20 protein-coding genes are annotated in these 23,489 nt (G+C 61.5%); 5 read left to right on the forward strand and 15 right to left on the reverse strand.

Going from position 1 to position 23,489, the window contains the following annotated elements; all coding sequences use genetic code 11:
• Positions 1–13: 13 nt before the first annotated feature.
• On the reverse strand, positions 14–1,150 hold the full coding sequence (locus LJF34_RS22300) for a substrate-binding domain-containing protein (RefSeq protein ID WP_231187941.1): 1,137 nt from the start codon (positions 1,148–1,150) through the stop codon (positions 14–16).
• Positions 1,151–1,349: 199 nt separating this feature from the next.
• On the opposite strand from LJF34_RS22300, the gene LJF34_RS22305 reads away from it, so the two are divergent.
• A complete protein-coding gene (locus LJF34_RS22305) occupies positions 1,350–2,348 on the forward strand; it encodes an LLM class flavin-dependent oxidoreductase (RefSeq protein WP_231187943.1) in 999 nt (332 codons plus the stop codon).
• Here LJF34_RS22305 and LJF34_RS22310 read toward each other — a convergent pair.
• From LJF34_RS22310 to LJF34_RS22325, 4 genes are all read right to left on the reverse strand, one after another.
• A complete protein-coding gene (locus tag LJF34_RS22310) occupies positions 2,345–3,076 on the reverse strand; it encodes a fumarylacetoacetate hydrolase family protein (RefSeq protein WP_231187945.1) in 732 nt (243 codons plus the stop codon). The two genes, LJF34_RS22305 and LJF34_RS22310, sit on opposite strands and share 4 nt — an antisense overlap.
• Before the next feature lie 49 nt (positions 3,077–3,125).
• Positions 3,126–3,989: an amidohydrolase family protein gene (locus tag LJF34_RS22315; RefSeq protein WP_231187947.1), complete on the reverse strand. Its 864-nt coding sequence runs from the start codon at positions 3,987–3,989 to the stop codon at positions 3,126–3,128.
• A gap of 2 nt (positions 3,990–3,991) precedes the next feature.
• Positions 3,992–5,086: a Gfo/Idh/MocA family oxidoreductase gene (locus tag LJF34_RS22320; protein WP_231187949.1), complete on the reverse strand. Its 1,095-nt coding sequence runs from the start codon at positions 5,084–5,086 to the stop codon at positions 3,992–3,994.
• A 1,180-nt stretch (positions 5,087–6,266) separates the two neighbouring features.
• Positions 6,267–7,031: an IclR family transcriptional regulator gene (locus tag LJF34_RS22325; protein WP_231187951.1), complete on the reverse strand. Its 765-nt coding sequence runs from the start codon at positions 7,029–7,031 to the stop codon at positions 6,267–6,269.
• A 154-nt stretch (positions 7,032–7,185) separates the two neighbouring features.
• On the opposite strand from LJF34_RS22325, the gene dgoD reads away from it, so the two are divergent.
• Positions 7,186–8,364 carry a galactonate dehydratase gene (gene dgoD, locus LJF34_RS22330; protein WP_231187954.1) on the forward strand — a complete coding sequence of 393 codons (1,179 nt, stop codon included), beginning with the start codon at positions 7,186–7,188 and terminating at the stop codon, positions 8,362–8,364.
• Between the two features lie 82 nt (positions 8,365–8,446).
• On the opposite strand, the gene LJF34_RS22335 is transcribed toward dgoD, so the two are convergent.
• The 3 genes from LJF34_RS22335 to LJF34_RS22345 all read right to left on the reverse strand — a co-directional run bounded on the left by LJF34_RS22335 (position 8,447) and on the right by LJF34_RS22345 (position 12,983).
• A complete protein-coding gene (locus LJF34_RS22335; RefSeq protein WP_231187957.1) occupies positions 8,447–9,217 on the reverse strand; it encodes an aldolase/citrate lyase family protein in 771 nt (256 codons plus the stop codon).
• A gap of 1,071 nt (positions 9,218–10,288) precedes the next feature.
• Complete coding sequence (locus LJF34_RS22340) at positions 10,289–11,641, reverse strand: DUF362 domain-containing protein (RefSeq protein ID WP_231187959.1); 1,353 nt, start codon at positions 11,639–11,641, stop codon at positions 10,289–10,291.
• A gap of 52 nt (positions 11,642–11,693) precedes the next feature.
• Positions 11,694–12,983, reverse strand: coding sequence for a lactate racemase domain-containing protein (locus LJF34_RS22345; RefSeq protein WP_231187961.1), 1,290 nt, complete (start codon positions 12,981–12,983; stop codon positions 11,694–11,696).
• Positions 12,984–13,140: 157 nt separating this feature from the next.
• Here LJF34_RS22345 and LJF34_RS22350 point away from each other — a divergent pair, with 157 nt between their 5' ends.
• Positions 13,141–14,358, forward strand: a complete 1,218-nt coding sequence (locus tag LJF34_RS22350; protein WP_231187965.1) for a mandelate racemase/muconate lactonizing enzyme family protein — start codon at positions 13,141–13,143, stop codon at positions 14,356–14,358.
• On the opposite strand, the gene LJF34_RS22355 is transcribed toward LJF34_RS22350, so the two are convergent.
• The 3 genes from LJF34_RS22355 to LJF34_RS22365 form a co-directional block, all read right to left on the reverse strand.
• On the reverse strand, positions 14,351–16,024 hold the full coding sequence (locus tag LJF34_RS22355; protein WP_231187967.1) for a thiamine pyrophosphate-binding protein: 1,674 nt from the start codon (positions 16,022–16,024) through the stop codon (positions 14,351–14,353). The genes LJF34_RS22350 and LJF34_RS22355 overlap by 8 nt on opposite strands.
• A gap of 74 nt (positions 16,025–16,098) precedes the next feature.
• Positions 16,099–17,283 (reverse strand): hypothetical protein, encoded by a 1,185-nt coding sequence (locus tag LJF34_RS22360; RefSeq protein WP_231187971.1) that lies wholly within the window; start codon positions 17,281–17,283, stop codon positions 16,099–16,101.
• 7 nt (positions 17,284–17,290) lie between these two features.
• Positions 17,291–17,584 (reverse strand): hypothetical protein, encoded by a 294-nt coding sequence (locus tag LJF34_RS22365; protein ID WP_231187972.1) that lies wholly within the window; start codon positions 17,582–17,584, stop codon positions 17,291–17,293.
• Between the two features lie 91 nt (positions 17,585–17,675).
• Between LJF34_RS22365 and LJF34_RS22370 the strand changes: the two genes are divergently transcribed.
• Complete coding sequence (locus tag LJF34_RS22370) at positions 17,676–18,032, forward strand: cupin domain-containing protein (protein WP_231187973.1); 357 nt, start codon at positions 17,676–17,678, stop codon at positions 18,030–18,032.
• A gap of 33 nt (positions 18,033–18,065) precedes the next feature.
• Here the strand turns inward: LJF34_RS22370 and LJF34_RS22375 are convergent, their stop codons facing one another.
• On the reverse strand, positions 18,066–18,857 hold the full coding sequence (locus tag LJF34_RS22375; RefSeq protein ID WP_231187974.1) for an SDR family oxidoreductase: 792 nt from the start codon (positions 18,855–18,857) through the stop codon (positions 18,066–18,068).
• A gap of 228 nt (positions 18,858–19,085) precedes the next feature.
• On the opposite strand from LJF34_RS22375, the gene LJF34_RS22380 reads away from it, so the two are divergent.
• Entirely contained in the window at positions 19,086–20,360 is a 1,275-nt protein-coding gene (locus tag LJF34_RS22380) for a four-carbon acid sugar kinase family protein (RefSeq protein ID WP_231187976.1), read from the forward strand.
• Between the two features lie 66 nt (positions 20,361–20,426).
• On the opposite strand, the gene LJF34_RS22385 is transcribed toward LJF34_RS22380, so the two are convergent.
• Genes LJF34_RS22385 through LJF34_RS22395 form a run of 3 tightly spaced genes read right to left on the reverse strand, consistent with a single transcriptional unit; the run spans position 20,427 to position 23,483 of the window.
• Entirely contained in the window at positions 20,427–21,614 is a 1,188-nt protein-coding gene (locus LJF34_RS22385) for an ABC transporter ATP-binding protein (RefSeq protein WP_231187977.1), read from the reverse strand.
• 40 nt (positions 21,615–21,654) lie between these two features.
• Entirely contained in the window at positions 21,655–22,533 is an 879-nt protein-coding gene (locus LJF34_RS22390; protein ID WP_231187979.1) for a carbohydrate ABC transporter permease, read from the reverse strand.
• A complete protein-coding gene (locus tag LJF34_RS22395) occupies positions 22,530–23,483 on the reverse strand; it encodes a sugar ABC transporter permease (protein ID WP_231187981.1) in 954 nt (317 codons plus the stop codon). The genes LJF34_RS22390 and LJF34_RS22395 overlap by 4 nt, the downstream gene beginning before the upstream one ends.
• Positions 23,484–23,489: the final 6 nt, after the last annotated feature.

Genomic DNA, 23,489 nt, shown 5'->3' on the forward strand with positions numbered 1-23,489 from the left:
GTTCACCATTCGTTTATCCCCAGATGTTACCCCAGAGGTAGGGTTTATCCGCGTTCTCCTGCGTGATGACGATGCTGTTCGTCTGGAACCACGGGTGGTCGTTCTGCGTTTTGATTTTGGCCGGACTCCAGATGGCCTTCTTCCACAGGTTCACGCCCTTGTGCTTGTGCGGCTTGATGCTGAGGTCGCTCTTCGAGACCTGATTTCCGGCCTTCGGTATCGCGTCGTCGCCGTTCTCGATGTACTGGCGCATGTATTCGATGGCGATGGGCATGTAGAAGTAGTTCGGTTGGTCCACCGCGGCGTCGATGTACCCCTTCTTGACGAGCGGGTTCACCTGCGGGCTTCCGTCCATCTGCGTGAGGACGACGTGGCCGTCCTCCCCCTTCTTCTTCAACTTCCCGACCTGCTCGACGGCCGTCTTCACGCCGAGTCCCATCGAGAGGTTTCCGGAATAAATGCCGTCGACGTTCCCGTTCGAGTTGAGCCACTGACTCACCTTGCTCTTTGCCTTGTCCTGTGCGAACTCGGCGTTTATCGTGTCCGCGACTTCGATCTTGTCGTTCTTCTTCACAGCGTCGAGGAAGCCCTGACTGCGCTGGTTCGCGGACTGGTTCCCCTGCGGGCCGCGGATGTTCAGCACGCGCCACGTGTCCTCGTCGGATTTTTGTTCCTCCAGTGCCTTTATCATCTGTTCGCCGGATTTCTTTCCGCCGGCGGCGTTGCTGAATCCGACGTACAGTTTCGCCTTCGAACTCGCGGTGTCGGCGTTGGCCGTGAAGACCGGAACGCCCTGCTTCTCCGCGAAATCGATGGCCGATTTGACGGCACCGGTCGACCACACGCTCGCGATGATGCCGTCGTAGTCTTGATTAGCGAATTGACGGATGTCGGACGCCTGCTTCTGGGCGCTCTGTTGGTTCGGAACAATGTCGACCTCGATTCCCTGATCCTTACAGTAAAACTCGGCGGCTTCCTTGAAGGCGGTGATCCACGAACCGCCGCGAACGTACATCGAAATGCCGATTTTGTTCAGTTCGCTGCTCTTGGGACCGCTACTGGTGCTGAAAAAGTCCGAACAGCCGGCGAGCGCGGTAAGCGAGGCGGCACCGGAACCCGCAATGTATCGTCTTCTGGTAACGGATGGCATTATTACCATGTTGAAGGTGTGCATTATAACTTTAATCATAAATATATTGTCACCTGATATCATCATGCGGCACTATATCGCTCCGGATATCGAGAAAATCGCCGGAGGAAACCGAAACCCGAAAACGTTCATGATTGATAATTGATGTATTTTGCGTTCCGACCGAACACTTAACGGGGTACGACGAACCGTTCTACTCATGCAATTCGACTGGATGGTACAGTGTTACGCCGGTGCAGGAATCCACCGGGACGCACCGCTCTACGAGACCCTCGACCGCGACTCGATACTCGTCGGGGCCGACAGGGCGGTCGAATCCGGCCTCGAAGGTCTCTGGGCACCCGATCACTTCATGCTCGGCCCCCGACGGGAGGAGTTCGAGGTGTGGACGCTTCTGAGCGCGCTCGCGGAGCGAACCGACGACGTCGACCTCGGCCCCCTCGTCGGGTCGATCACGTATCGAAATCCCGCATTGCTGGCGAAGATGGCGACGACCGTCGACATCCTCTCGAACGGCCGTCTCCGACTCGGCCTCGGCGCGGGATGGCACGAGGAGGAACACGCCGCCTATGGCTTCGATTTTCCGGACGTCAATACGCGAATCGACATGCTGGAGGAGACGATATGCGTCCTTCAAACGATGTTCACCGAGGACGCCCCGACCTTCCAGGGGGACCATTACGACATCGAGAACGCGTACAACGAACCCAAACCGGTACAGGAGCCGTATCCGCCGCTCGTCGTCGGGGGGGCCGGGCCGCGGATGCTGCGCCTCGCCGCGAGGTACGCCGACGAGTGGAACGTCGAAATCAGCGCCCGCGCCCGCGGAAAACCCATCGAGTTCAAAGTTCGAAAGTTCGACGAGTACCTCCGCGAGGAGGGACGCAACCCGGAAGACGTCGAACGGTCGTGGCTCGCCCACGTCCTCGTCCGGGAGGACGAAGACGAACTGCGGGAGTACTGCGACCGAATCTTCCCGCTTCCGTGGGGAGAGGAGTCGGATATGGACGACGAGCTATCCGACGCGACGGACGCGCGGGAAAAAGGGGACTTCCTCATCGGAACCCCGGCGGAGGTTGCCGAGCAAATCGAGGCGATTCGAGACCTCGGGTTCCACAAACTTCAGTTGCTGTTTCTCGACTTCCCCGAGACGAAGGGAATGGAACTGTTCGGCGACGAAGTGATACCGCGATTTTAGTCCGTTCTGACCCCGTGTTCGAGGGTTCCGACGCCCTCGATTTCGACCTCGACGCGGTCCCCGTCGGACAGCGGGCCGACGCCCGCCGGCGTTCCCGTGATGATGACGTCACCCTGTTCGAGCGTCATGTACGCCGTGATTTCCTCGATTATCTCCGGCACCGAGAAGATGAACTCCGAGCGGGACGACTGCTGTTTTACCTCCCCGTTCAACCGCAGTTCGACCGCCGCGTCGTCCGGTACCTCGTCCGGCGGGGCGATCACCGGACCGATGGGCGCGGATCCGTCGAACGCCTTTCCGCGAATCCAGTTCTGTTCGACCATCTGGTCGTCGCGGTTCGAGATGTCGTTGACGCAGGTGTATCCCTCGATGACCGAGTCCGCGTCCTCGGCGGCGACGTTTCGACACTGCTTCCCGATGACGACGCCGAGTTCGGCCTCGTATTCGACTTGCTCTTTTCCCGCCGGTAGCGTGACCGTATCGCCGTGTCCGGCCACCGAGTTCGGCGGTTTGAGGAACAACAGCGGGCGTTCCGGGATGTCCATTCCCGATTCGGCCGCATGGTCCGCGTAGTTGAGTCCGACGCAGACGATTTTACTCGGCTCCGTCGGCGGGAGAATATCTATCTCGTCGGGGTCGTAGGTGCTGTCGCCGAAGACGATGCCGTCGTTCGTCCACGAACCTTTGCGGACGGAACCTGCCGGGTCACGAAATCTAACGTGAGACATGTCTTCAGCATTCCGACGGACGCTCAAAGCTGTTTTCGTTGCGGCAGGGTCACGCGTCGAAGCGTTCAGTGAAGGTCCGCTCCCTGAGATAGCGCTGGTCACGGGGCGAGAGGAACCGCGCCTCCCCGACCCAGTCGAGACACTGTGAATACGTCGCCCAATCGTCCATCCACGGATAGTCGGATCCGAGCATCAAGCGGTCGGCCTCGAACCACTCGACGAGGTTTCGGACGTAGTCCCAGAGGTCACGATACGGCCATCCCTCGCCCGACGAACGGGGAAGCGAACTCACCTTCACGAACACGTTATCGTGCGTCGCGAGCTCGCTGAAATCGCTCCACGGTGCCGCGTCCGGGTTCGTCGTCTCGTCCGGCCACGCCATGTGGTCCACGACGAACGTGACGTCGGTGTGGGTGTCCGCCAGTTTCGCGACGGATCCCAGTTGCTGTGCCTTCGGAAACACGAACACGCAAGCGTCGAGCGCCGCGAGTTCCTCCCACGCTGGAGTGAGCGAGTCGTCGAGAATCCAGTCGCCGGTGCGGTCGAGTTTCGTCGGCGCGTCGTCGTACTCCAACGCGGCGTGTATCCGAACGCCGAGCATGCGGTCGTGGTCGAGAACCGTCCGGAGACGGTCCCGAACGTCGTCGGCGAAGAAGTCCACGAGGCCGACGCCGTAGAGACGGTCGGGGTGTGCCGCGATGGCTTCGAGGGTGTACGCGTTCGCGTTCCGCCCCCTGCCGTACAGCGGCGTGGTGACGACGACGCTCTCGTCGACACCCTCCCGATTCATGTCCGTGATGAGGTCCTCGTGCGTATAGGGTCCCGACCACCCCGGCGGGAGGATGGATTCGTACCACGGGTGTGCCTCCGAGTCCGCTCCCCACGCGTGGACGTGCGTGTCGATTCGTCGCATCGTTACCACGACGTGATTCGCACGTCCTTGAGCGGCGTGTCGAGCGGCAGGTCGACGTGGCTTCCCGTGTAGTCCGAGATGTAGAAACTGACGATGATTTCGAGGGACCGCGTCGCGTCGGTTCCCGGGGAGTGGTTCTCGGCGTCACCGTTCAACAGGTTCACGATGTGGTCGGCGGCGTTCGGAAACGCCTGCCTGTAGTCTTCCTCCCACGACCACGCACCCGAAACGCCGGGAATGGGTCGTTCGACGTGGGTGCCGTCTTCGAGACGCCAGTATCGCCACTCGCCGTCGTCGTTGTTGAGGTACAGTTTTCCATCCGTCCCGACGAACTGGAGGCACATCGAGGAGATTTCGCGGGCGACGGTACAGTCGACGGTGGCGAAGGTGCCGTCGTCAAGAAGCACGTGGCCGCCGCCGCCGGAGTCGGTCACCTCCTGCGTCCCACCGAGCGCGTCGACGGCGTCGTTTTCCCCGTTGATGTAGCCGCTGACCGTCGTCGCTCTGGCGTCGAGCAGGAACACCAGAAGGTCGAGCAGGTGGGTAGAGTTGCGCATCAGTTCGCGTCGGAAATCGGCGGATATCGATTTGGTCTCCCCGACGATGCCGTCATCGATGGCGCGTCGGAGGTCCCGAATATTCTCGGTGAACCGGAAGGAGTGATTGACGACGAGTTCGGTCCCGGTTCGCTCACAGATCGCGGTCATCTCCTCGGCCTCGGCAACGCTCGCGGCGATCGGTTTTTCACACCAGATGACGGCCGGATCGGCGGCGGAGTTCGCCGCCGCGACGACGTGGTCCCGATGGAGGTACGATGGGGTACAGACGGAGATCACGTCCAAATCCTCGGTTGCGAGCATCGCTTCGTGTCCCACGTAGCGCCGTGCTTCGGGAACGTCCCACGCGTCGCCGAATCGTTCGAGTTTCTCCTCGTTCACGTCGGCGATCGCGACGAGTTCGACCTCGTCGATTTCGTTGTAACCGCCGGCGTGACTCGCTCGGAACTTCTTCCGACCGATGTCCGCTTCGTCGTGCATCCCGAGGATGCCCATTCCCGCGATACCGCCAGTGCCGATGATACCGGCTCTGTAAACCATGGTATTACACCTCACCCGGACTACTTTATTGATTTGTCGGTCTACACCGGATGAAGCGTACGGACCGAGATGTATGCCCGCCATTCACGAGACATTTTTGAAGATTTTCAATCTTTGTAGTGAAAAAATTGTTCTGCATTAGAGAATACAAGCGACAAATTTTGTTGATAAAAGGCATAATCCGCGGAAAATAGACGTGATTCAAAGAATGATTTCTGTATATCAGAACACCTGTTCGCGGGGAATCGCCGACTATCGGAACTCCGGGGTCCGTCACCATTCTGCATTTGAAAAAATCCGTAATTCATCGTCATTCGCTGTAGATTTATCGTTCGTGCGAGTTTAGTACGTGTTTTTCACTGTTCGTTAAAATCCATAGTGAACGCGCCAACTCTCCCGATATGCCGTCCATCCGACACTGACGGCGTTACAGACCGAAACGGTATCAGCGAGACTCCCGATGCGGTGGATTCCGGGACACCATTCGATAGTATCGGGCAGTTCCGTCGGTCGGTTTCCGTATCTCGCCGAGTGCCACCTCCGACCGTACTCACACCGGGATACCGACGGGACGTTTGAGCAGTATACAACGAGACGGAACGGACGGGCGGAGAGCCGGTACGTTCCGAGACGTTTTCAGCGGTACACGCCCTCCTCATCCAACGCGTGAAAGTCGGCGTTTTATCCGCGGCAACCGATCACCGACGGAGGTATTCGGGACGCGGGCCGCCACGACTTACACGCCACGAATCGATCATTTATCGGGTTCCTTTCCCGACCCAATTACACACGTAGTGATGTAACGGAAGGTCCACTATCGGGGCGAATCGACGTGGTAGGTCATCGTCCGGATTCTCACTCGACCGTTACGGGGGAACGGACGGGATAGACACCCTTCGCGTCATTCGGTTCTGATATCGAGAATACACCTGTTGCCAGTTGCGGAATTCCCGTGGGAGACAGAGGTTGTCGGTCCCGATTACCACCTGACTGCCCGTGGAGGAACGTCCCTCACTGGGAGAAGGGGTCTCGCGTCGAGTTGAGCGGACGGAATGTCGTCCGCCCGGTGGCCGAGAGGCTACCGACTTTCGAGACGGAATCGCGATGTCCGATGGTGGCGTCGACCGGTTTCCGTTCGATGATTCACGCCGAAGGTGCACAGCGGTTCGGCTCCGGTTCGTCACATGTGTCGCATGTTCACCTCGATGACGTTCGCCGTTCCGAGGATCTTCTTCGGAAACGTTTCCTCGAAGCGTTCCCCCTGCATCCTGTTCTTCGGTGCCGAAATACTGACCGCACCGGCGACGGTTCCAGAGTCGGTCGTCACCGGTGCCGCGACGCAACGAATCCCGTTGAGTCGCTCCTCGTCGTCCGTCGCGTACCCCCGTTCCCGAATCACGTCCAATTCCGCTTCGAGAGCTTCTCTGTTTCCGATGGAGTGCTCCGTAATGCGGGGAAGACCGTGTCGTGAGAGGATGCTCTCGAGTCGGGATTCGTCCATGAACGCTAGTATCGCCTTTCCCATCGCGGTCGTATGTAGATACACCCGCATCCCTTCGTACGTATCGATTTTGATCGCCTCCTTTCCCTTCTGTTTCATCAGAAAGACGCCCATCCCGTTTTCCTCGATCATCAAATTGGCGTGCTCTCCCGTTTCGCTGGCTAGGTTCTGTAACTCCGCTTCGGACACCTGAAAGATACGCGAATGGCTTCGTGCATAACCACCCAATTCGAGGAACTGAGTTCCGATTCGGTACGTCCCGTCGTCGTTCAGCACATAGCCGAGCGCAACGAGGGTTTGGAGGTGATCGTGTACCGTGCTCGTCGGCATTTCGAAGAAGTCTACGACCTCGCTCAACGTCGCACCTCCCTTCTCTTTGAGATGTTCGACGATTTCGAACGATATCGCGGTCGAGTTGATTTTTGCGTCCGGTTCGGTGTTCATACTCTACCCAGTTCCCGATCCACCAAATATTTTTCCGATACTATCGGATAGTGGTGGACATGAAACGCCGTTCGAACGACCGTCTCCGCGGAGGTGTTCCACGATATCCATCCGAAGGATAAGTATTATTACGACCTTAGTTAAACAGATAACTATGTCGGAGTTGCACATCACCGACGTGGAAACGTATGTCGTCGCCAATCCGTGGAAACCCTGGGTGTTCGTCCAGTTAGAGACGAACCAAGGAATCCAAGGACTCGCCGAGGCGACGACGCACGACAAACCCGAGACCATCGCTGCCGCCATCGAAGAGATGAGCGATTTCTTCATCGGGGAGGATCCCTTCGAAACCGAGCGACTGTGGCTGGAGATGTACCGCGACGAGTGGTTCTCCAAAAACGTCGTCAATACGACCGTCTGTTCGGCCATCGACATGGCGTGTTGGGACATCAAAGGGAAGGTACTCGACCGCCCGGTGTACGAACTCCTCGGAGGAAACGTCCACGGCGACAAAATACGGGCCTACGCGAACGGGTGGTATACCGAGACGACCGACGACACGGCGACGTGGCAGGAAGCCGCAGAACAGGTCGTCGATGACGGCTACGACGCGATGAAGTTCGACCCGTTCGGAAAGTCGTGGCAGCGAATGGACCGCGAGACGTTCAACCTCGCCGTCGATATCGTCGGCGCGGTGCGGGAAGCCGTCGGTCCCGACGTGGACCTCCTCATCGAAGGTCACGGTCGGTTCACGGCCGGGCAAGCCGTCGAAGTCGCGAACGCCCTTTCGGAGTTCCATCCGACGTGGTTCGAAGAGCCGTGCCCGCCGGATTCCATCAACAGTCTCGGGAAGGTGGCGGCGAAGTCGCCGATTCCCATCGCGACGGGCGAGCGGCTGATGACGAAGTACGAGTTCCGCGACCTGCTGGCGAACACGGACGTTGACATCGTCCAGCCGGACATCATGAACACCGGCGGCATCACGGAGGCGAAGAAGATCGCCGCGCAGGCCGAGGCCGAACACGTCAGCTTCGCACCCCACAACCCGCAAGGACCGGTCGCGACGGCGATTTCGGCCCACGTGGACGCCGCGGTCCCGAACTTCATGATACAGGAAGTCTTCCAGACGTACGACGTCGAGTGGGTCAACGACCTGCTCGTCGATCCCGTCGTCGTCGAGGACGGTCACATCGAGATTCCACAGCGTCCCGGTCTCGGCGTCGAACTCGATATGGACGTCGTCGAAGAGCACGCGTACTCGGGCGCAAAAGACGAGGTGCACACGATAAACCTGTTCGAGAAGGACTGGGAAACCCGGTCGTTGGTCGACTAACCCCTCTCGACCATCCGACGACAGCTATTCTTTTCTCACGTGGTCGCTCTACCAGCAGTCGCTCCGGATTACGGGAGGGCCGTCAGTCCGTTTGCGGGAGGTCGACATCGTCGACGAGGCCGTCCAGGTACTCGGTGAAGAGGGCCACCTCGACGCCGAGGGTGATGTACTGGACGCCCGCGTCAATCCATTTGTTCGCGATCTCCGCGTCGTCGGCGAACGCACCGACGACGGTCTCCGTGTCGGCCGCCCGCTCACAGACGCGTTCCATGAGCTCCTCGACGCGGTCGTCCGTTACCTGCCCCGGAATCCCGAGCGACTGCGAGAGGTCGTACGGCCCGAGGAAAACGACGTCGATACCGTCGACGTCCAGTATCTCGTCGATGTTCTCGACGCCCCGCTCACCCTCGACTTGGATGACCAACAGGGTCTCCTCGTTCCGGTCATCCGTGTACGTCTCGCTACCGACGTAGTCCCCGGCACGGACGTACTTCGAGAGTCCACGACTCCCGAGTGGGTCGAAACGGGCCGCCTCGACGGCCGCTTCGGCATCAGCACGCGTTTCTATCTGTGGCACCTGGACGCCGGCGGCCCCGATATCGAGCGCACGTTGTATCTCGGCCTCCTCGTTGTTGCGAACGCGGACGATGGGTGCGACGTCCCTGTTTTGCGCGGCGGTCGAGAGTTTCAGCGTCGTCTCCGCCGTCAACGGCCCGTGCTCCTGGTCGTATATGACGAAATCCATCCCCGCGATGCCGATCATCTCCGAAACCATCGTCGAATCGAGCAGTTGGAACGTACCGACCGAAAACTCCCCATCGAGCAGTCCGTGTCGTATCGAGCGTTCAGACATATCGTTTGACTCTCTATCAACTGCAATAAACATTCCGGACGATTAAGCGGTCGTCCCCTTCGGGAGGGGTTCGACGGTGAATAGCCCCGTTTCGATACTATCGGAACGATCGTGGAGAGTGGCCCCTCTGGCGGAGATGCCGCCCGAAGAGCGGAGTATCGACTGCGACTCATTCGGTCAGTGGCGGATGCGAGGACGACAAATGTAGTCCGTTCACCCCGCAGTCGGTCGACGATGGTACTGACGTTGGAACAACCATCGGGAGAATTCGTCCGCTAGTATCGGAATCATTGCTCCGTCATCGTCGTCACTACTCCGCCGGGGGCCCACTCGTTACATCACTACCATTGTAATGAATTCGCGGCCTTCGGCGATCGATGTGTCGAAGGAGGAGGTTTTCGGATGGGAGACAGCGAAATCGGAGGTACCGGTATGCATTCGATCAGCCCTCATCGAGTCGACAACGGTCTCCAGGGAGCACCATTCATCATCGCTTATCCATCCCGTTTTTGGACCGTATCGGTTCCGCCCGAGTATCAGCCCGTCCCGCTCGACGCGATCAGCAGGATGAAACCGATCGGTGGGACGACATGACGTCTGTGATCATACCGTTCTGTCTGTAAGAACCACCTCTATTCATCACGGGTGTTTCCCCCTGTTTGACGCCGGGGTTGGACTTCGAGTGGGCAGTTCCCGTCGAGATCGTTCGTTCGATGGATCCGAAACCGTGCTACGACGGATGTTTTCTTCCGAGGACCTTATTCTCTATTTGAGAACTCAGATTCACATCATTTTATAAATTTATGCTACATCGAAGAGTGGAAAATATAAAGTCACGTTATAGATATTATTCCCCATGTTTGTTAATATTCGTCGGGTATGTATTCTATCAGTACACGTTTGTCAGATGTTATTTCTACCACGGTTCAGTTGAGATGCGTGTATTTCACCGAGAGACCGGTGCAACGGCACGATTTATCCTCGGCACGTTTCTTCCGTTGTCGAATATCTTCCGATATCGTTCTGAAAGACGGAATGAGCCCGCACAGTGACTCGAACACCGCGACACCATCAGGGACCAGTGGTTTCGACCACGTTCTCGACGAACTGGCCGTCCTCGAAATCGATGGGCTCCGGTTCGAACGCGACACGCAAGTCATCGCGCTCTCGGGCTTCCGCTATCAGCGAGGGGGACGCCGCAAAGCGACCGAGTCGCATCGTATCGCGAATACGAACGACGCGCGCGTCTTCGGGGGATGTGACGCCGATGGTCGAGAGACAGGCGAGGAGGCCTGCTCGGTCCGTCTCGACGGCCGGAGGGATGCGGACACCTCGGGGTGCCGATGCCGTGAGGCCGTTCACGAGCGTGTCGGGGAGGTCTATCGCCTCGAAGAGGTCCGCGTGGATGAAATCGGCTGACCCCAGACCCGTCGCGTTACCGTGAGAGGGCTCGGTGAGCCCGCGGACGAAGATCCGTTCGATGTTCGGCGTCTCCGGGGCGGGTTCGGGGCCGAACACGAGTCGTCCGATGACGTTCGTATCCATTCCGGACCCAGAAACGTCCTTTCCCATCCGATCCACGACGAGGACGTCCACCTCGTCGAACGGAATCGTCGGAAGACGGTCGTACGCTTCCTCAAGCAGTTGGGCTTCTCGGTCGAGAAACCCTTCGGGAGGGACACCTTCGATGGTCGTGGTATCGTCGTGTTCGTCCTCAACGATGGCCACCCCACCGACGACTGGAAGCTCCTCGACGAGCAGGGATGCGATTTCGGGGATCATGTTTCTGAAACTCCAGTCCATCGCCCACTCGTGGGCCGTCTTCGCTCCCCGTTGTTTCCCCATGCCGATGACGAGCATCTTCGAGAGACCGCTCTCGACGTCGCCCTGAAAGTCGGTGTGCGGTTTCACTCGGTTGATGGGGACGATGGCGTCCGCCGCGGCGGCGTTCGCGTCGGCGTGAACTTCGACGCCGCGGTCGGGGGTCTCTCCGACGACCGTCGTGTCCATCGTCGCACGAATCTCACAGTCGATAGCGTCCTCGGTGACGCCGAGTGACGCCAGCATTTCACGCTGGCCGTCGGCGGTGGCCCCGCCGTGGCTCCCCATCGCGGGGAACACGAAGGGTTCGTATCCGCGTTCGCGGAGTTCGGCGACGACGCTGCGAACGATACCGGGGACGTTCGCGATACCTCGGCTTCCCGTCCCGACGGCCACTTCGCCGCCCCCGGGGACGTCCGCGAGGTCGAACGAATCTACCGCCTCCGCCGCAACGTCCGCGATTCGGTCCTCCGGAATCGGGTCCGTCTTCCACAGCTGCTCGATAACGCCGAGTTCGGGGAGCGGTCGTTCACCGCAAGCGTCCAGAATAATCCCCTCGGGAACCGGACGGGGCCCATAATTGAAATCATCTTTCGTGTTCATATATTCATACTACGACGGACTCCATGAAAAATGTAGGGATGCCCGCGCTATCTTACTGGATTTCCTCGAAAGTGGCTTTACCCTCCTCGAAGTCGAGGCGCTCCCAGTCCTCGACCGAGACGTTCTCGGCTTCGTCGACGAGCGCCTCCGAGATACGGAACTCCGAGAGGTGGCCGGTGTCGCGAATCCAGGCGACACGAACCCGTTCCGGGTCGTACGGACCGACCGAGCCGAGCGTGACGTTCACCGCGGCCTCGTCGGTGGGGAGGACTACCGGAAGTGCCGCCTTCGCGAGGGAGTTGCTCGTGATGATGTTCGTATAGGTCTGTGCGAGGTCGAGTCCTTCGACCAGCGACCGTCGGGTGACGTCCGCGAGACCGATTCCAGCACCGTTCCCGTGGGACGCCTCGGTCAGTCCGCGGACGTAAATCCGCTTGATGTCGGGGAACTCGGGGTCGTCCGCGTTCAACACGTTGTATCGACCGATGACGTTCGTGTCCATGCCCGCCCCCGAGACGTCCTTCCCCATCCGGTCCACGACGAGGACGTCGAGTTCGTCGTACGGAAGCGTCGGCATGTACTCGTACGCCCGTTCCAACAGCGGCGTCTCACCGTCCGGCAGTTCCCCGACGGGGATGCCGGCCACTTCGGCGAGTCGGTCGTGGAAGTTCTCGACGAGCGCGATGCCGCCGACGAGATTCGATTCGGCGGCGATAACGTCGAACGCGTCGCGGAGGACGGTCTCGTACCCGTCGACGATGGCGTGTTCGTGCGTGTTCCGGGCACCTTGCCGTTTCCCCAACCCGATGACGCTCATCTTCGTGAGACCGCTCTCGACGGCACCGTGGAAGTTCGTATGTGCCTTCACCCGGTTTATCACCAGCGTGGCGTCCGCTTCGAGGGCGGCCGTAGACCAGTGAACGGGGAATCCGCGGTCGGTCTCCCCGAGGACGGTCGTGTCCGTGCGCGGGTCGATGGGGCAGTCGAGTGCGTCCTCGGTGATGCCGTAGGATTCGAGGACGGAACGTTGTCCCTCCGGGGTCGCCCCGCCGTGACTCCCCATCGCGGGAACGACGACCGGGTCGAACCCGCGGTCGGCGAGTTCGGTCACGACGGCGGCGGTCACGGTGTCGATGCGGTCGATGCCGCGGCTTCCGACGCCGACGGCGACGGTCGAACCCGCTTCAGCGCGGTCGAGCGGGAGGGAATCGACTTCCCTTCGGGCGGTTGACTCGGGGTCCTTGAGTTCGGGCGTGGACGGTTCGTGACGGACCCGCGCAAACCGCGGTAACTCCACGTCGGGGACGACGGAAGCGAGTTCGTTCGCGTCGGGGAATTCCATATCATTCGTTGCGAAAGCGTTCACTTAAACGATTGTGTCGTACGGTATCCGGTGCCAATGGTTATATGGGTTCGATTCCGTACATCGAACGTTATCCCATGGAAGCGAACGCCACGCTGAAAGGTAGCGAGCGGAACGGACGCGGAGGACGGGACTGATGCGTGACTTTTCCAACCACGCGACCAACCGCGCGCCGGAACGGGACGTGAAGATCACCGATATCGAGACCGCCGTCGTCGAAGGGAACTTCGAGTGGAATCTGGTGAAAGTACACACGGACGCGGGTGTCACGGGCATCGGCGAGTCCTATCGCGGCGGAACGGTCACGGACCTCATGGAATACATGAAGCGATTCCTCGTCGGGGAAAATCCGCTCGACCCGGAGCGCATCTTCCGTCGCATCGTGCAGGACATGTCCGGCCACGGCGGCACGACCGGAAAGGTCGTGACCGCCGCCTCGGGCGTCGAAATCGCCTGCTGGGACATCATGGGAAAAGTCCTGGGGGTTCCGGTCTATCAGTTGCTCGGCGGGAAGTATCGTGACGCGGTTCGAATCTACTGCGATTGCCACGCGGGCGAAGCGTTCGAGACCGAGGACGGATACGTCGCCCATCACGACGAGGACGCCTATCGCCCCGAAGCGTACGCTGAGGAGGCGGCGCGTGTAGCAGAGATGGGCTTTACCGCCCTCAAGTTCGACCTCGACATGGAGATGGACAACCACCCGGACCCGTACAACGGACGGGTGTCGAATCGCGCCGTGCAGCGGAAGGTGGATATCGTCGCGGCGGTCCGCGAGGCCATCGGTGACGAAATCGACCTCGCGTTCGATATCCATTGGGACTACTCGTTAGACAGCGCGAAACGCGTCGCACGAAAGCTGGAACCCTACGACCTGATGTGGCTCGAAGACGTCGTTCCCCCGGAGAACATGGACGCCCAGCGCGAAGTCGCCCGGGCGACCGGTATCCCGCTCGCGACCGGCGAGAACAGGTTCCGCGTCCACGAGTTCAAAGACCTCCTCTACGACTTCGGCGTCGATATCGTCACGCCGGACCCGTCGACCTGCGGCGGTCTCGCCGAATCGAAGGCCATCGCGAACCGCGCCGAGGAGAACTACATCGCGTTCTCGCCGCACAACGTCTGTAGCCCCATCGGAACGATGGCGTGTGTGCATCTCGGTGCCTGTATTCCGAACTTCGACGTCCTCGAATACCACGCGCTCGAAGTCGATTGGTGGGACGACCTGCACACGAGCGACCCGCTCATCGAGGACGGCTACATCGAGGTGCCCGAGCGACCGGGACTCGGTATCGAACTCGACGAGGACGTCGTCGAGGAACACCTGCTCGAAGGCGAATCCGGTTTCAATTGAACGAGAGCTCGGTTTCGTAGTCCGCGGCCGCCGCCGCGGACGGCTCTTCCGTTTCGATAGTCACGTCGATGAGCTCCGGCCCTGCCCGTCGCTCCACCGCGTCCGCGACGGCGTCACCGGCCGCCGCCGCCGTGTCGACGCTCGTCCCTCGAACGCCGAAGCCCTCGGCGATTTCGGCGAAGTCGGGACGGTCCCACGTGAACTCGTGACCGTCCGTGTACTGCATGATCTTCGGTGACTTCGAGATGATGCCGTAATCCGCGTTGTTCGAGACCACGACCACGACGTTGAGGCCGTACTCGGCGGCGGTGTGGAGTTCGTGGATGCACATCATCAGTCCGCCATCACCGGTGAGGCAGACGACCGGTTGCCCGTCGGAACGGCCGACTGCGGCACCGATCGCCGCCGGAAGACCGACCCCCATCCCGGCCCACGACCCGGCGGTGACGAATCGGTCCGGGGCGTCGGTTTCGAACGTCTGCATCGACCAGAGTCGAAACCCTCCCACGTCCGTCGTGACCGGCGACGCACGAGGTGTGGCCTCGCGGACCGCCGCGAGGAGTTCCGGCGTGTTGGCGGGGGAGTCGCCGTCGAAGAGTCCGAGGTCGTGGAGATGGTTCTCGTACTCAGCGCGGACGCGTCGGGCGACGTCGGCACCGTTCCAACCGTCCCCGCCCCGGCCATCCAAGTCCGCGAGGATGCGGTCGCCCGCTCGGGTGACGTCGTCCACGATGGCGATGTCGGCGTCGTATCCCTCGTTCACGTCGTCGGTGTCGAGCGTGACGTGGACGAGTGTCTCCCCCATTGGAAGCTCCCAATTGGCGGTCGTGACGCCGTCGAAATCGGTTCCGAGTGCGAGGACGATATCGGCGGCGGAGAGCGCCTCGCGCATTCCCGCGGGTGTGTGGGTTCCGGTGACGCCGAGCCACCGGTCGTCGTTCTCCGGATAGACGCCTTTTCCCTTGAGGGACGTGATGACGGCCGCATCGAGCGCCTCGGCGAGTTCCCGGACGACGCGACCCCCCTCCGGCGACCGACGTACCCCGCCGCCGGCGTATATCACCGGTCGGTCCGCTTCGGCGAGGAGTTCGGCAGCCTCCGAATAGGTGTCGTTCCCGTACGTGACCCGTTCAGGGGTTACACTCACCTCGGGAACCTCGATATCGGCCGCGAGGAGGCCCGACGGAACCCCGAGTCGAACCGGACCGCACGGCGGGGAGAGGGCCGTCTCGATTCCCCCTTCGACCAGTTCGTGGAGTTCGAGTTCGTCTTTCACGGTCACGTTTCGCTTGACGACGTTGTCGAACGTGTCCGACTCGATTTCGTGAATGGGACCCTTTCCGCGGTCCTCGGGGTTCACGTCGGCGGAAACGTGGAGGATAGGTACGCAATCTTCGTGGGCGTTTTGTAGCCCGTGCATCACGTTCGTGTCCCCGGGGCCGGGGACGGTAAGCGTCGCCGCAGGTCGGCCGGTCGTCTCGAAGTATCCCCACGCGATGTGCGGGACCGCGGTTTCGTGCCGGGCCATCAAATACGCCATTTCGTCACGCCGGACCACGATCCGGTCCAAGGGAAGCGTCTGGGTTCCGGGAAGGCCGACGAGCAATTCCACACCCGCGTCGACCAGCGCATCGTAGATGAGTTCGCCGCCAGTACCAGTTACCATAGTTACGTGGTGTGCACCCATCCCACAAAACGGTTCCTCAGGACGAGCAGGAAGGGGACTGGTCGGACGTTCTGTCAGGCGGACCCGTTAGCCGCCGCGCCGTTCGAAGTCGATCCGTTCGTCGCGGTTCCGTTGCCGACACCGCCGGTGTCTATTTTCCGCAACGAGATTTCGGTGTTCCCCTTCGGCATGGTGATGGAGAGCGAGGCACCTGCCGTTCCAGCACGATGATCACCGAGGGCGTTCGCTATCTCGCGGATACCCCTCGACGCGACCTCGTTTTCCCGGTCGCCTGCTCGCTTTCGGAGGGTCGTTGCGGCGCTCGTCTCGGCCTCACGGAGGTCGGTGGCGATACCATCGATGCGGGCCCGCTGTGTGGGAGTGAGGCTCCGACCCCGTAGGTCCGCTATCGACGACCGGGTGTCTCCCGCGACCGAGTAGGTGGCCAATCCGGTATCGATGAGACGGATGGGGTCGCCGTCGTTCCACCCGATTTCGACGCTCGACTCCCGAAGCATGTCCACACGGAACCCGGCCTTGCCGATGGCCGCATCCGTCTCGCTTATTCCGGGAGTCACCGTCTCACGGGCGTCGTACGACGAGAGAACGACCTTTTCGAGGGGGTTGTACGCGTTCGAGGGATATCCGGCGGCGGCGACTGCGCCGACACCGAGACCCGTGGCCGTCAGGAGGGCGACGGCGAGAAGGATGCGAAACCCGCCCGTGATGGGTTTACGATTACGCATCGGGTTCGCCCACGATTGGTCGAAGGACGTGTCGAGAGTCGTCGCGATATCGTCGGCGAGGTCCGCCGTCCGCTTCGAGGCACCCGCGAGGACGAGTCTACCCGCCGCGTCGACGCGCACGAACGAGTTGTGAAATCCGGCGTGGGTGACCGAGAGGCCGGTTCCCTCCGGGAAATCGTTGGCGGCGACGTCCTCGTAACTATCGGTCCCGTTGACGGCGTCGCGGACGCTATCGAGAACCTCCTCGCGCCCGCGAAACGTTTCGGTGGACCTGAAGTACCGGTCCTTCGTCCCGGCGCGGGCGTCCGCGGCCTTCGACTCGCGCAGGAATTGGTAAACCGTGTGTTTCGCGAGGGAGATGGCGTCCGGCGCTATCGCCACGAGGGCGGCGACGAGCGCTATCCACGCGAACGGTTCGAAACCGGCCGTCGAACCGTATTCGAGAACCCCCCATGCCGCGGCGATGAGGAGAACCGCGCCGCCGAATATCGCCGTCGTGCGCAGTTTGTTCATCGTCTCGTCACCGTGTGTACGTCCCGAGGACGATTCGTTTGAGTTTGCCGATGATACCGACGTTTCGCTTCCGTCTCTCCGCTTCGAACAGCGGTTCCATTTTCACGTAGAGGTCGTCTTCGTCCTCGAACCGGTCGATGTCGCCCTCCGCGAGGAGTTCCCCGAGCATCATCGAGTTTCCGCGTTCGTCGATTCGGATGTTCGCGAGCGCGTGTTTCCGTTCCAGTCGTGTCGTCGTGACGGGGTACGACCACCCGCTCTCCTCGATGAGGTCGACGATTTTCTTGGGCCCGTACGTCATAACCTACCATAGCTCATCGGGCGGATATAAATCTTACACCGTGCCTTCTCCCACACACTTTTGACGTTCGATCGAGTGGGAGCGAACGACCATGGAACCGACGTTCTTCGACGAGGCGGAATCGTACGAACCCGAGAAAGGCTGGCGACGCGTCTCGATGGCGGGCAGCGAGGAGTTCACCTTCGAATGGTTCGAAAAGCCCCCCGGACACTCCTCGGCGATGCACGACCACGAGAACGAACAGGTCTGTCTCGTGCTACAGGGTGAGATGACGGTCTACACCGAGGACGACGAGGTGACGCTCGGCGAGAACGATTCGGTGTGGCTCGATTCGTGGGAGGCCCATCGCGTCGAGAACACGGGCGACGAACGCGCCGTCGGCTTGGACGTGTTCGCTCCGGGACGGTCCTTCGACTTCTGGCTCGACCGGGAGGAAGACGACGACTGATTCGTCCCGAACCTCCTCATTTTAGCGCACGACTCAGTCCCAGACGAAGGTGTTCGCCGTGAACCCCGAATCGACCGTGAGTATCTCGCCGGTCGTGTACGACGCTGCATCGCTTGCGAGGTAGATCGCCGCGCCGATTATCTCCTCCGGATGGCCGAGACGCCCCGCAGCGGTTCGCTCCGCGATACGGTCGTGGCGCGGCATCCCCTCCGCGTAGACCCCTTCCGTCTGCTTCGATTCGATGAAGCCGGGACGGACGGCGTTTACACGCACCTCGGGGGCGAACTCCTGTGCGGCGACGCGCGTGAAGGCGTCGAGTCCCCCCTTTGCGGTCGAGTACGCGGCGAGTTCCGGCATCGCCAGTTCTGCGGAGAGGGAGGCGACGTTGATGATGCTTCCGTCCTCCATCCCGGGAGCGAACACCTGTGTCGCGCGGCGCGTGCCGTCGAGTTGGACGTCGAAGACCGCATCCCACTCGGCGTCGGTTGCGTCCGCGATATCGCTTCGTGCGATACTGCTGGGCGAGTTCACGAGAACGTCGGTCCCGCCGAGTTCGGCGTCGACCGTCTCCCGCACGGTTTCGAGCGTTTCCCGAACGGTGACGTCGCACGTCATTTCGACGGTGTCTGCACCCTCCGAACGGAGGGTTTCGGCGGTGTCCCCGACGCGCGACTCGGACCGACTCGTCGCGACGACGTCGGCGCCGTCCTTCGCAAAGCCGATCGCGATCGCTCGCCCGATGCCGCTCGTGCCGCCGATTACGACGGCCGTCTTTCCCTCGACGGTGACCGGTCGATACTCGTTCGTTCCTCCACTGTCGGACATACACTCATCACTGAGGGGACCGGGTATTTTGCAGTTTCCCGTCGGCACGGTTTCGGCGGGAGGTAGAACTAAGATTCTTCGGGGGGGAAGGGGTGAACATGATAGACACCGATACACCGGACCATCCCCAGCCGAGATTATCAGTGAACAAACGGTCGGGTTCTCCCCCGGTTTGCCATCGTCCGAGACTCCGTTCCGCGACGAAATCGACGGCGTCCACGCGGGTCGATGACCGCTGACCGCACCCTCGTCGTCGCCGACGACTTGACCGGGGCGATGGACACGGGACACTCGTTCGCCGGACGAGGGTACGAGACCGTCGTCCGACTCGATTCGGACTTCGACGACCCGGAGGCGGCGGTCATCGTCGTCGACACCGATTCGCGCTACGCTGCCGCCGACGAGGCGGCCTCCCGGGTCCGGAGCGTCGTCGAATCCACCGACGCTGCGGTCGTCTATAAGAAGGTAGATTCGACGCTCCGCGGGAACCTCGGCGTCGAAATCGCCGCCGCTCACGACGCCATGGACGCCGACGCGACGGCCGTCGCACCGGCACATCCCACGAACGACCGCCTCACCGCGTGTGGCTACCACCTCGTCGGCGGCGAACTCCTCACCGATACGGAGGTCGGGTCGGACCCGGACAGCGGAATCGGGACCGCACACGTACCGCGCCTCGTTCGAGAACAGATAGGCGGTCCGGTCGCCCACGCAGGTATCGAACGCGTCTCCGGGCGCTCGATCGGCGAAGCGCTTCTTCCCCCCGACGACGTCGAACCCCACGACCGTCACATCGTCGTCTTCGATATCGTTCACGATTCGCACCTCGACGCCGTCGCTGCGGGTGCCCACGGGTACGACGGGGACGTCCTTCTGGTCGGAAGCGCCGGACTCGCCGAGCACGTCCGTTGCCCCGGCGAACCCACAGCGGAGTCCCCATCCGTCGCCGCGGACCCCAGCGGTGTCGCCTTCGGCGTGGCGGGGAGCGTGAACCCGAGGACGCTGACGCAACTCGGGGCGGTCCCCGAGAATCAGGTCGTCCGACTCGACGCCCGAACCGCCGTGAGCGCCCCCGACGACGCCGCGAGGAATGCCGCCGTCGAATGCCTCGAACGACTTGCAACGGAACCGACAGTCGTCCTCACGGCAGCGCGCGACGGCGATACCGTCGCCGCAACGCTGGAGACGGCGAGACGGGAGAACGTCTCGGGACGCGACGCCCGCGAGCGAGTGACCGCCGCGCTCGGTATCGCCGCCGAAACCGTGTGGGAGGGACGGGACCCCGACGGACTGTTTCTCACCGGCGGTTCCGTCGCGAAGAGCGTCCTCGACCGACTCGACGCGGACGGGGTCGCCCTCGGCGGCGAGGAAATCGACGTCGGCGTCCCCGTCGGTGAGGTTCGCGGCGGGGAGGCCGACGGAACGCCCATCGTTACCAAGGCGGGTGCCTTCGGCGGGAACTCGACCATCGTCGACGCGCTCGACCGTCTCCGTCGGGTCTAATTCGGGGGACGGGGCGAGCCGTCTACGGAAAACACCGAGCCCCCGCGGTCGAGCCGCGGGGTACGTTCACTTCGACGTGACGTTCTGCCCGGTGTCGTCGTCGAAGAGGTGTATCTTGTCCACGTTCGGTGAGAGGGAGATGGTGGCGTCCTCGGCCGCGTTGCTGTTGGGGACGACGCGAGCCGTGAACTCGATGCCGCCGTCGGGCGGCGTGAGCGTGAGGAACTTATCGGACCCCATCGGCTCGACGACTTTGACGAACGCCTCGAAGGTCCCGCCGTGACGCTGGCCGTCGGATTCCGCGTCGTGAAGGTCCTCGGGTCGGATGCCGAGGGTGACGGAGTGGAGCGGCCCGTCCCACTCGTCCACGGCGCGAACGTGCTGTTCGGGCAGGTCGATGGTGAACAGGCCGTCGGCGTGCGCCTCGTACCCGTTCGCCGTCTCGCGGAGGTCCACCGGAACGAAGTTCATCGGCGGTTCACCGATGAAGCCCGCGACGAACTGGTTCGTGGGATTGTCGTAGAGGTGCTGTGGCGGTCCTATCTGTTGGAGTTTCCCGTCGTTCAACACGACGACGCGATCGCCGAGCGTCATCGCCTCCGCTTGGTCGTGTGTCACGTAGATGGTCGTCTTTCCGACGCGCTTGTGAATCTCGTTCAGCTCCGTCCGCATCTGAACGCGGAGTTTCGCGTCGAGGTTCGACAGCGGTTCGTCCATCAGGAACACCGAGGGTTCGCGGACGATGGCGCGACCCAACGCGACGCGTTGTTGTTGCCCGCCGGAGAGTTCGCTCGGCTTGCGCTCCAGCAGGTCGTCGATGGAGAGGAGGCTGGCGGCCTCCTCGACCCGAGAATCCACCTTGTCGTCGGGGTAGTTCCGGATGCGAAGCGGGAACGACATGTTCTCTCGAACCGTCATGTGCGGGTAGAGCGCGTAGTTCTGGAACACCATCGCGATACCCCGTTCCCGGGGATCCTTTCCGGTGACGTCGTTCCCCTCGATCCAGATGCGGCCTTCGGTGGCTTCCTCCAAGCCGGCAACGGTTCGAAGGGTAGTGGTCTTTCCGCATCCCGAGGGGCCGACGAACACGAGGAACTCACCGCGGCGAACGTCGATGTTGAGGTTTTCGACCGCGACGACGTCCTCGCCACCGGATCGGTACACCTTCGTGAACTCGTCGATTCGGACGTTGTGGTCGCTCGGTTCGTCGTCGATGCTCTGCCGTGCCGTGTTTTCGGATTCGCTTTCACTCATTCTGTTGGCTCCGTTCGTTGGTGGCTCGTTGTCTGTTCGGTCATTCCTTCAACGCCCCCGCCGTCAGGCCGCTCACGATGTAGCGTTGGAAGAACAGGACGATGAGGATGGTCGGAAGGACGGCGACGATGCTCGCGGCGGCGAGGCCAGCCCACTGGACCGAAACGTCGCCGACGAATTTGAAAACGGCGACGGAAATCGGCATGGATTGCAAGTCCGTCGTCACGATGAGCGAGAAGAGGAACTCCCGCCACGAGTAGAGGAAGGTGAGGATGGCACACGCGGCGACGCCGGGGGCCGCGAGCGGCAACGCTATCTTCCAGAACGCTTGGAACTTCGTACAGCCGTCCACCCGCGCCGACTCGTCCAAGGCGGGCGGGATGGACATGAAGAAGTTCCGCATGATGTAAATCATCAACGGCAACCAGAGGTAAATCTGGGCGATGATGATTCCCGGCAGCGTGTTCAGCAACCCTCCCCACGACATGATCTGGTAGTACGGAACGACGAGGCCGATGGGCGGGAACAGTCGCGAGAACAACACCCCGATGAAGATGATGTTGTCGCCACGGAACCGATAGCGGCTGAACGCGTACCCCGCCGGGGTGGCGAGGGCCATCACGACTGCCGTCGTCACCGACGAAATGATGAGACTGTTCAGGAGCGCCTTCCAGTACTGTTGGCCGATGAGAACCTCGTAGTACGACTTCAACGTCGGGTTACGAGGAAGGTAGTGGAGGTTGTACACCGCACCGTTCGTCTTGAACGACGTGAGCAGCTCCCAGAACAGGGGAACGATGACGCTCAGCACCGCGAGCGCGAGCACAAGATGCACGATGTACGGACTCTCGACGACGTCCCAGAACCGCTGTTTGCTCTCGTAGCTGATCCGTTCGTATCCTTCGTTCGGCGTGCTCATTCGTCCTGAACACCTCCCATGATCTTCGTGACGTAAATCACGGCGACGATCAAGGAGATGAGGATGATGAACGTCGCGATGGCCGACGCGTATCCGTAGTCGAAGTTGATCATCCCCTCCCGATAGATGTAGAGGCTGAACACCGTCGTCCGCGTTCCGGGACCGCCCCGTGACAGCGGGAAGATGATGGCGAACGCGCGGAAGGCGAACATCCAGTTCATGAGCGCGACGATGGCGATGTACGGCCGCAGGTACGGAAGCGTGATGGCGCGAAACGTCTGGAACGTCGTGGCCCCGTCGACCTTCGCCGCGTCGTACATGTGGTTCGGAATGGACTGCAGGCCCGCCAGCAGGACGATCATCGCGAACGGCAGTCGAGCCCACGCGTCCGTGAACGTCACGATCGCCATCGCGAGGTTTTGCTGGGCCAACCACGCGTACGGCTGGTCGAGGATGCCGAGGTCCATGAGGATCATGTTTATCAGGCCCAGTTTGTTGCCGGTGAATATCCACTTCCAGATGAGGGCGACGACGGCGATGGGGATGGCCCACGCGAACATCATCACCGTCGAGTAGGTGTTCCGGAGTCGTCGGTGGGTCACGTGATTGATGGCCAGTGCGACACAGAGCCCGCCGCCGAGGCTCAGCGCGAGCGACCCGAACGAGTAGACCAACGTGTGTCGAAAGTACGTCCAGAACTCGTCCCGTCCGAGCATGTCGGTGTAGTTCCCGAGGCCGATGAACCGACTCGGAACGCCCGGGAGGGTCAGGTAGAACGACTGCCTGAACAGTTGGAGTACCGGATAGATGAAGATGGCCGTGATGACCACCAGGGCCGGTCCCAAAAGGACGAGGAGGATGTGGTCGTTGACGAACTGGGAGAGGCGGTACTTCACCTCCTCGTACGCCGTATCGGGCTCGCCGAACGTGGTGTCTGTTTCATATGACATGGGATG

The sequence above is a fragment of the Haladaptatus sp. DYF46 genome (assembly GCF_021083305.1).
In the GTDB taxonomy this organism is placed as follows: domain Archaea; phylum Halobacteriota; class Halobacteria; order Halobacteriales; family Haladaptataceae; genus Haladaptatus.

Bases quoted from the DNA above. Each gene is read 5' to 3' on its own strand.
- LJF34_RS22300 (WP_231187941.1), bottom strand. From the start codon at position 1,150: ATGCCATCCGTTACCAGAAGACGATACATTGCGGGTTCCGGTGCCGCC.
- LJF34_RS22305 (WP_231187943.1), top strand. From the start codon at position 1,350: ATGCAATTCGACTGGATGGTACAGTGTTACGCCGGTGCAGGAATCCAC.
- LJF34_RS22310 (WP_231187945.1), bottom strand. From the start codon at position 3,076: ATGTCTCACGTTAGATTTCGTGACCCGGCAGGTTCCGTCCGCAAAGGT.
- LJF34_RS22315 (WP_231187947.1), bottom strand. From the start codon at position 3,989: ATGCGACGAATCGACACGCACGTCCACGCGTGGGGAGCGGACTCGGAG.
- LJF34_RS22320 (WP_231187949.1), bottom strand. From the start codon at position 5,086: ATGGTTTACAGAGCCGGTATCATCGGCACTGGCGGTATCGCGGGAATG.
- LJF34_RS22325 (WP_231187951.1), bottom strand. From the start codon at position 7,031: ATGAACACCGAACCGGACGCAAAAATCAACTCGACCGCGATATCGTTC.
- dgoD (WP_231187954.1), top strand. From the start codon at position 7,186: ATGTCGGAGTTGCACATCACCGACGTGGAAACGTATGTCGTCGCCAAT.
- LJF34_RS22335 (WP_231187957.1), bottom strand. From the start codon at position 9,217: ATGTCTGAACGCTCGATACGACACGGACTGCTCGATGGGGAGTTTTCG.
- LJF34_RS22340 (WP_231187959.1), bottom strand. From the start codon at position 11,641: ATGAACACGAAAGATGATTTCAATTATGGGCCCCGTCCGGTTCCCGAG.
- LJF34_RS22345 (WP_231187961.1), bottom strand. From the start codon at position 12,983: ATGGAATTCCCCGACGCGAACGAACTCGCTTCCGTCGTCCCCGACGTG.
- LJF34_RS22350 (WP_231187965.1), top strand. From the start codon at position 13,141: ATGCGTGACTTTTCCAACCACGCGACCAACCGCGCGCCGGAACGGGAC.
- LJF34_RS22355 (WP_231187967.1), bottom strand. From the start codon at position 16,024: ATGGTAACTGGTACTGGCGGCGAACTCATCTACGATGCGCTGGTCGAC.
- LJF34_RS22360 (WP_231187971.1), bottom strand. From the start codon at position 17,283: ATGAACAAACTGCGCACGACGGCGATATTCGGCGGCGCGGTTCTCCTC.
- LJF34_RS22365 (WP_231187972.1), bottom strand. From the start codon at position 17,584: ATGACGTACGGGCCCAAGAAAATCGTCGACCTCATCGAGGAGAGCGGG.
- LJF34_RS22370 (WP_231187973.1), top strand. From the start codon at position 17,676: ATGGAACCGACGTTCTTCGACGAGGCGGAATCGTACGAACCCGAGAAA.
- LJF34_RS22375 (WP_231187974.1), bottom strand. From the start codon at position 18,857: ATGTCCGACAGTGGAGGAACGAACGAGTATCGACCGGTCACCGTCGAG.
- LJF34_RS22380 (WP_231187976.1), top strand. From the start codon at position 19,086: ATGACCGCTGACCGCACCCTCGTCGTCGCCGACGACTTGACCGGGGCG.
- LJF34_RS22385 (WP_231187977.1), bottom strand. From the start codon at position 21,614: ATGAGTGAAAGCGAATCCGAAAACACGGCACGGCAGAGCATCGACGAC.
- LJF34_RS22390 (WP_231187979.1), bottom strand. From the start codon at position 22,533: ATGAGCACGCCGAACGAAGGATACGAACGGATCAGCTACGAGAGCAAA.
- LJF34_RS22395 (WP_231187981.1), bottom strand. From the start codon at position 23,483: ATGTCATATGAAACAGACACCACGTTCGGCGAGCCCGATACGGCGTAC.